Annotated in this window: 5 protein-coding genes and 1 pseudogene; 4 read left to right on the forward strand and 2 right to left on the reverse strand. The window is 52.4% G+C overall.

Annotated elements, in window-relative coordinates:
• The first annotated feature begins 28 nt into the window (after positions 1 to 28).
• Positions 29 to 382, forward strand: coding sequence for a BON domain-containing protein (locus GWQ22_RS20220; RefSeq protein ID WP_275931449.1), 354 nt, complete (start codon positions 29 to 31; stop codon positions 380 to 382).
• A 398-nt stretch (positions 383 to 780) separates the two neighbouring features.
• Here the strand turns inward: GWQ22_RS20220 and GWQ22_RS20225 are convergent, their stop codons facing one another.
• Both GWQ22_RS20225 and GWQ22_RS20230 read right to left on the reverse strand, forming a co-directional pair.
• Positions 781 to 2,436, reverse strand: a complete 1,656-nt coding sequence (locus tag GWQ22_RS20225; protein ID WP_275931450.1) for a sensor domain-containing diguanylate cyclase — start codon at positions 2,434 to 2,436, stop codon at positions 781 to 783.
• Positions 2,437 to 2,688: 252 nt separating this feature from the next.
• Entirely contained in the window at positions 2,689 to 3,567 is an 879-nt protein-coding gene (locus GWQ22_RS20230; RefSeq protein ID WP_275931451.1) for a LysR family transcriptional regulator, read from the reverse strand.
• A gap of 165 nt (positions 3,568 to 3,732) precedes the next feature.
• Between GWQ22_RS20230 and GWQ22_RS20235 the strand changes: the two genes are divergently transcribed.
• The 3 genes and pseudogenes from GWQ22_RS20235 to GWQ22_RS20245 all read left to right on the forward strand — a co-directional run bounded on the left by GWQ22_RS20235 (position 3,733) and on the right by GWQ22_RS20245 (position 7,491).
• Complete coding sequence (locus tag GWQ22_RS20235) at positions 3,733 to 5,166, forward strand: glycoside hydrolase family 1 protein (RefSeq protein ID WP_275931452.1); 1,434 nt, start codon at positions 3,733 to 3,735, stop codon at positions 5,164 to 5,166.
• Positions 5,167 to 5,350: 184 nt separating this feature from the next.
• A pseudogene (locus tag GWQ22_RS20240) lies at positions 5,351 to 5,495 on the forward strand (IS1 family transposase); the annotation flags it as partial.
• Positions 5,496 to 5,856: 361 nt separating this feature from the next.
• Positions 5,857 to 7,491: a methyl-accepting chemotaxis protein gene (locus GWQ22_RS20245; RefSeq protein ID WP_275931453.1), complete on the forward strand. Its 1,635-nt coding sequence runs from the start codon at positions 5,857 to 5,859 to the stop codon at positions 7,489 to 7,491.
• Positions 7,492 to 7,745: the final 254 nt, after the last annotated feature.

A 7,745-nucleotide genomic window follows, 5' to 3' on the forward strand; every position in this document is an offset into this window, starting at 1 on the left:
GGCCGCACGATGAAGAGCAAAAGTTAGCATGATCGTTACCATGTTCGGGAGTCACATAGGAGATCAGATCCTGGAAATCGGGAAAAGTGCCAATCAGTTCACAATATTTGTGTATAAGAGTCAGGCGGTAGGCTGTGCATCAACCTCAACCAAAGAAGGCACTGGCGAATATGTCGATGATTCTGTGATTACCACCAAGGTTGTCGCAGCCATATTTAAAGACCCGGATCTGAAATCGGCTGAAATAAATGTTGAAACCTTTAAAGGTGTGGTGCAATTGAGTGGCTTTGTTAAAGACAGGGCCAATATCAGCAAGGCGGTTTTTGTTGCAGGAAGCGTTAACGGTGTGACCTCTGTCAATAATGATCTGCGTTTGAAGTAGGGGGGAGGAAAGGCAAATCCAAGCCGGGTGACCCAGTAGCTTGACATCTGAATATAATCCGGAGCGGATCCTGTCATGCGATCCCTCCGGGCCCGCATTAATAAACGGGCTCGCACAAGCCAGTGTGATATTGAAGCCGACCGTCGATGTTATGCGCCTTATGCAGGGCGCGTTTTATCTTTATCGACGCAACGATTGCTCTGCGTGTAAGGGTGAGCTATTCGCCTGACACAGCTCTCCCAAGTGCAAGCCGTCTGAACAGGTTTGGTTCGTCTTCAGCATTTCCGCAGTATCCCGCCCCATGTTGCACCTGATCCCCACGATAAAGCGTGCCATAGCACGGCGTTCGTTTAAGCGATCCCATGGCCAGGTCCTGTGCGCACTCCAAATGACGGTGTCTAGCCGGTGATCACGTGCTCCTGGGTATCAGCAGGCGGTGCTACTAGAAGGGGGGGCGCGTCGTCATGGATGAGGGCACCTTGGTCGTTGGCCACCACAGTTTGGTTGCGACCACGATGCTTGGCTTCATAGAGCGCCTTGTCGGCCTGCTTCAACACGGCACTGAGATCGTCGTTCCCCTCGCCAGGCCAATAGGCGACGCCGAGCGAGATGGTAATGTGCCCGGTGCCGGGCATGGGATGGGCGGCTACCCGTTGGCGCAGCCGTTCGGCGATCTCGTGGGCAAGGTGAAGCGACAGCTCGGGCAGCAGCACCAGAAACTCCTCGCCACCGCTGCGACACAAGGCATCTGCCTGTCTGGCTCCCTGCTGCATCAGGCTGGCCAGCGCGCTTAGCACCTGGTCCCCGACATCGTGGCCGAAGCTGTCATTGATCTGCTTGAAGTGGTCTATGTCCAGCGCTATCACGGCGAGGGGCCGGCCCAGGGCCTGATAGTGATCCAGCATCTGCTGCATGCCCCTTCGATTGGAGAGGCCCGTCATAGCGTCAGTGTGGCTGTCGCTGTGCAGCTTATCAATCTTGGTATTGAGCAGACCCAGCCCTTTGAGCATGGCTTGCTTGAGCTGGGCCGCCTCGAAGTACCAGACCCGGATCCTGGCGATGTTTTTCAGTGCCTCCTGCTGATCCATCAGCTTGGCCTTGTTGGCCAGTTGCCACAGGGGCTTGGAGATGAAGATGGCGGAAATCCAGATGAAGAGCAGGATCAGCAGATTGATGGGAATGAGCTTGAACAGCACTGTCATCATCTGCGTGTCCAGCCCGGCCAGGGTGGCGGTGCGGGGGCGCTGTGCGACGACTCCCCAGTGGGTCTGCTGGATGGGGGCGAATCCGGCCAGCATGTCAGTCCCCTCGTCATTTGTCAGTTCCAGCGCCCCCTCTTCGCCGTTTAGTACCTTGTCGACCACCGCATTGTCGCGGATCTTTTCGCCTACCCTGGCGTTGTCCGGGTGGTAGATGCGAGTTCTGTTGCGGTCAACCACATAAAGGGAAGAGCCATCCCGGTAGTAGTGCTGGCCCAATATGCCGGAGAGCATGTTCTGTGACTGGAGGTAGATGGTGCCCGTCACATAGCCCAGATAGGTTTGCTCCTTGTCGAAGATAGGGTAGGAGATGCTGATGAGATAGTTGCCCGAGAGTGAAACGAACGGATCCGTGATCATCGGCTGGTGGGTCGTGATGGACAGCTTGGCGCTTTGGGAGGTGAGCTTGGCACCCTTTATCTGCAGCGTATCGGGATAGACGGCCATGACCATGGCATCGGCATTCACGATGGCCACCGAGTTGAAGGTCGCCGTTTGCTGTTGCAGTCGCCGCACTTCGCTCAAGAGGGTATTGTGATCCGTCATGGCGGGGGCGAGGAGGGCGGCGCTGTAGGCCAGCTGGCTCTGACTGGACTGGATCATGGTGTTGGTCATCTCGGCCAGCTTGGCCGCATAGACGCGATTGGCATCCAGGGTGTTGCTGATCAGCAGTGCCCGCTGTGCCTCGTAAGTGGCATAAAAACTGTTGCCCAGGGTCGCCATGACGCTGATGACGGCCAGTACGAGTATGAGGCGGCGCAGGTCAATTTTCAGGAACCGAGGAAGAAGTAGCATGAGCAGGAAGGCGTCCGGTATCAAGGTGCGGTAGTGGAAATAAGCCGGTTGATTCTAATGGAGCCAACTGTCGAAAAGCTACTACTATCCGGCCTGACCTACCTACCTTAATGCCTTGATCGAAAAGATGATCTGGTCTCTCTTCCCCATCATTGGCAGACGCGGTTCACGCAATAAAGGCCGTCATGGGGCCGCCATCCCTGGTGGGGACCTCTCCCGGGAGGGAGAGGCGGCGGGGGGGCGTGGCAGAGGTTAATCCGGTTCGACCGCTGGCGCCGTCATGGTAGCGATAATCTGCCAGAAGGCATCAATGAGCGGACCCTTGCCGTGGGGCGGGCGAATGAGACCGATCGTCCAGCTTGCCTCGGCTTCGCGCAGGGGCAGGGTGAGCACATCCGGGTGCTCTATGGTGGTGGAGGAGGGCACCAGGGTCCAGGCGATATCCGCGGCTGCGGTGGCGACCCCGGCGGCGAAGTCATTCACGTACTGGATATCGCGAAAGCGCACTCCGCTCTGGGCCAGGTAGTGCATCAGGTTGTCGTAAAACGAGGGCGCCTTGTCCCGGCGCAGAATGGCCAGCGGCTTGTCCACCAGATCCGCCAGCTCGTGTACCTCTCTGTAACTGGCGGGCAGTACCGCGACAAAGTGCGCTTGCACCACAGGTAGGCAGTGCCACCCCTTGGGGGCAGGCAGGCGGCAAAAGCCGATATCCAGCCTGCCTTCGCTCAGGGCCAGCAACTGGTGATGGGTGGAGAGGTCGTTGAGCTCTATGGTCACCTGCGGGCGCTCGGCCCGAAAGCGCGCGATGGCGGCGGGCACCAGTATCTTGGTGGCAACCCCGAAGCCGACGCGCAGGGTGCCGCTATTGCCTGCCAGCGCGTCGCGAGCGGTGCGCCCTAGCTGTTCGCTCTGGGCTACCAGGGCACAGGCATCCTCATAGAGCGCCCGACCCAGCACGGTCAGGCGGGTGCTGCTGGCGTTGCGCTCGAACAGCTCACCGCCAAATTCCTCCTCCAGCCGCCTTATCTGCTTGCTCAGGGCCGACTGGGTGACATGCTGGCGCACTGCCGCCTGACCGAAGTGCAACACCTCCCCCAGGGTCACGAAGGCTTTCAGATCCCGTAGCTCCACCACAGCTCCTTTCATTCCTGTTGGGAATGTTGAATGGCCACATTTGTCATTGGACGGAATTTTAGAACTGTTCGATGCTTATGCCAATTTATTCGGGGCGCCTTGTATGGGGGCGTCGACGTATCAGAGATGGCTGAACCATCAGCGCAGAAGGAGCAACACCAGATGCATCACCACACGCTCAATGACTTCCCGAAAGATTTTCTGTGGGGCGCCGCCTCCGCCGCCTATCAGGTGGAAGGGGGCTGGAATGCCGATGGCAAGGGGCCCTCGGTGTGGGATCTCTTCACCAAGCTGCCGGGCAAGACCTTTGAGGGCAGCAACGGCGACGTGGCGGTCGATCACTATCACCGCATGGAGGAGGACGTGGCGCTGATGGCGGAGATGGGGCTCAAGGCCTATCGCTTTTCGGTGAGCTGGCCGCGCATCTTCCCCACCGGCCGGGGTGAGGTGAACGAAGCGGGTCTGGCCTTCTACGAGAAGCTGATTGACACCCTGCTGGCGCACAAGATCGAGCCGGTGCTTACTCTCTACCACTGGGATCTGCCGCAAGCGCTGCAAGAGGAGTACGGCGGCTGGGAAGACAGACGCATCATCGAGGATTTCGAGCGCTACTGCGTGACGCTGTATCAGCGCTTTGCCGGCAAGGTGAAGTACTGGGTGTCGCTCAACGAGCAAAATTACAACCTGACCAACGCCTATCAGCTCGGCACCCATCCGCCCGCAGTGCAAGACCGCAAGCGCTTCTTTGCTGCCAACCATATCGCGTTTCTGGCCAATGCCCGGGTGATCAAGGCGTTTCGCCAGCATGTGCCAAACGGCCTGATCGGCCCGAGCTTCGCCTATTCGCCCGCCTATCCGGCGTCGTGTGACCCCGAAGACATGCTGGCGTTCGAAAATGCCGAGGAGTTCACCAGCTACTGGTGGCTGGATGCCTACTGCTTCGGCCGTTATCCCCAGGCGGCGCTTGCCTATCTGAAAGAAAATGGCGAGGCGCCTGAGATCCTGCCCGGCGATCTGGCGCTGCTGCGTGAAGGCATGCCAGATTATATTGGCGTCAACTACTACTACACCCTGACCTACACCGATAACCCCTTGGGCGGTCAGACCCTGCAGCGCATCAACACCACAGGGCAGAAGGGCACCACCCCCTCGAGCGGCATTCCCGGTCTTTACAAAACGGCGCCCAACCCGCATCTGGAAACCAGCAACTGGGACTGGGCCATCGACCCGACCGGGATGCGTATCGCCCTGCGCCGCCTCTCTTCCCGCTATGGTTTGCCGCTGATGATCACCGAGAATGGCCTCGGCGAGTTTGACCAACTGGGGGCGGGTGACAAGGTGGACGATGATTACCGCATCGCCTACCTCAAGAGTCATCTCATCGCCTGTCAGGAGGCGCTGCAAGACGGGGTTGAACTGATTGGTTATTGCGCCTGGTCCTTCACCGACATCCTGAGCTGGCTCAACGGCTATCAGAAGCGTTATGGCTTCGTTTATGTGGACCGCGATGAGCAGGGCGGCTCCTTGCGTCGCATCAAGAAAGAGAGCTTCCACTGGTATCAATCGGTGATCGCAAGCGACGGCAAGACGTTGTAAATCACTCGGTTTGGATTGCGTTGGTACAACAGGCTCTGCCACATCAGGCAGAGCCTGTTTATTTATGGTGTGTATGGCGCAGATGACGGGCTTAGGGAAGTAAAGAAGGTGCAATTCACACTTCAGATGCCGCTCTGGGTAGAGGCGACCATCCCATTAAACATGCCGAGATACATCTGACCGGAAAATATTCATCCAGCGTATTGAGCGTAACAACCTGACGCTCAGAACGTGCCTCAAGCGACGGGCCCGTAAACCATCTGTTTTTCTCGATCTTTGAAATCCACGAGAAAGTCATCTGCGCCTTTATAGAAAAACACCACTGCAATGTATTGGAGGCATTACCTGGTTCCGCATGGGAACTTTCAACTCATATAAGGAGTTCATTTGCATCCCCCTATGGTTTTTAAAAACCTTTTTGATAATAGTGAATTATTGCGGCAAGTCACATTTTAAACTATATTACTCTGCTATGTTCAATATAAAATGCCGTTTGATTAATATCTATCTGCTAGCGGTAAAGGGCAGTAGTGGCAATTGAATTTCCCACCATTAAAATATGGTGATGTTGTAATAGGTGCATTTTCTTTATTAGCTCTGCATTTTAATTTTAATATAAAAACAATGAATGAGAATTTAATAAAACAAACACTCAGATGAAAACAACGTTATCTATAAAAAGAGGTCTACATGTTAAAGCGGTTAACGATTGGGCAGAAGCTATTCGGTGCATTAGGCTTGGTGGGTATATTCATATTGAGTCTTATGTCGTATGAAGTGTCTAAAATATCCCATCTTGACGAAATAACAACGGTAATGGCTGAAAATCTTTTGCCATCTGTTAGTTATGCTGGAACTATGCAAAAAACATTGCAGAGCGCAAGGAGAAGTCAGCTGGCTGCAACGATTTATTTTTATAAAGGAAATCAGCCGGAGATCATTTCTCGGAAAGAACAAGTTAAAAATTTACAGTTGACCTATAATGCTGCCGCTCAAAACTATCTAGCTTTGGACTTTAACTCACCTGAGGAAGAGGCTGTTTTTCATGAGTTAAACAAGATGGGGAAAGAGTATTTAGCCTCACTGGAATCATATTACAATGCAATGATACGCAATGATACACATCAAGTTGATATGATTTTCAGCGACATTACAAGTATAAATAATGTTCTTCAGTTAGCTGACAAGTTGGATGATATAAATGTACGGGTAGGCCATACCCTTAATGATGAGTCTGAATTGGTTTATTATTCAGCCATGCGAAATAGTACTATACTAGGGATTGTATGTATTATATTCATGCTTTTTGTTTTGCGTTATTTAAATAGCCAAATTAAAACACCGATTAACGCGCTCCTTACAATAGTTGATGCGGTCTCTAACGGAGACCTTACAAAGACGGTCAAGTTACAAGAGTTTAATCTCGATGAGATAGGCATGCTTGCATCGGGCATTTCTAAAATGCAAAACAATCTACATAAACTAGTAAGTGAGGTTTCTGGTTCTATTGTGCAGTTAAGTTCCTCTGCGGAGGAAATTAGTGCGGTAGCAAAATTGTCTGCTGAGAGCATGAATAAGCAGCAAAATGAACTTCATCAACTTGCTACTGCGATGAATGAAATGCAAGCAACAGTTAAAGAAGTGTCAAGAAATACCTCTGATGCTGCCAACACTGCGACATTAGTGAGCCGTTCGGCGGAACATGGTTCAGAAACTGTAATTAATACAATTGCAAGCATAGAGAGTGTTGCTGAATCTATTGAAAAAACAGCATTAGTAATTAATCAACTTGATGAAAATAGTCATAATGTTGGTGTTGTACTGGATGTAATTCAAGGTATTGCGGAACAAACTAATTTATTAGCCCTTAATGCAGCAATTGAGGCCGCAAGGGCTGGTGAACAAGGCCGGGGATTTGCTGTTGTGGCTGATGAAGTGCGTACATTAGCAAAGCAGACTCAAGACTCGACCACAAAAATAAATACAATAATACAAGAGCTACAACAAAGAGCCTCACACGCCGGCCACACCATGCAACTTAGTCAAGCGATTGTACATGATACTGTCGAAAAGGCTCAAGAAGCTGGCACTGTGATCGCTAATATTCGTCTGGCGACAAACGAAATATCACAAATGAGCACCCAAATCGCAACAGCAACAGAAGAGCAAGAAGTAGTAAGTGAGGAGTTGAATCGTAACATCTCAAATATTAGCGTTGCGGCAGAAGATGTCTCCGCTGGAGCGAATCAAATGTCGCAAGCTTGTGATGAATTGACGAGACTTGCTAGCCAACTGCAGGGTTTGATTGGTAGCTTTCGTACATAATAATCAACGATAGCCCTAGGCTATTTATCTAATATAAATGCCTCAGTAATCGTTATGTACTGAGGCATTACTATATCATCCCAGTGAAGCGCAAAAACCGTTTACGCCATCATCAGTTCACAGATAAGCGCCTGACTCTTATACACAAATATTGTGAACTGATTGGCACTTTTCCCGATTTCCAGGATCTGATCTCCTATGTGACTCCCGAACATGGTAACGATCATGCTAACTTTTGCTCTTCATCGTGCGGC

The sequence above is a fragment of the Aeromonas sp. 1HA1 genome (assembly GCF_029237385.1).
GTDB lineage: Bacteria > Pseudomonadota > Gammaproteobacteria > Enterobacterales > Aeromonadaceae > Aeromonas > Aeromonas popoffii.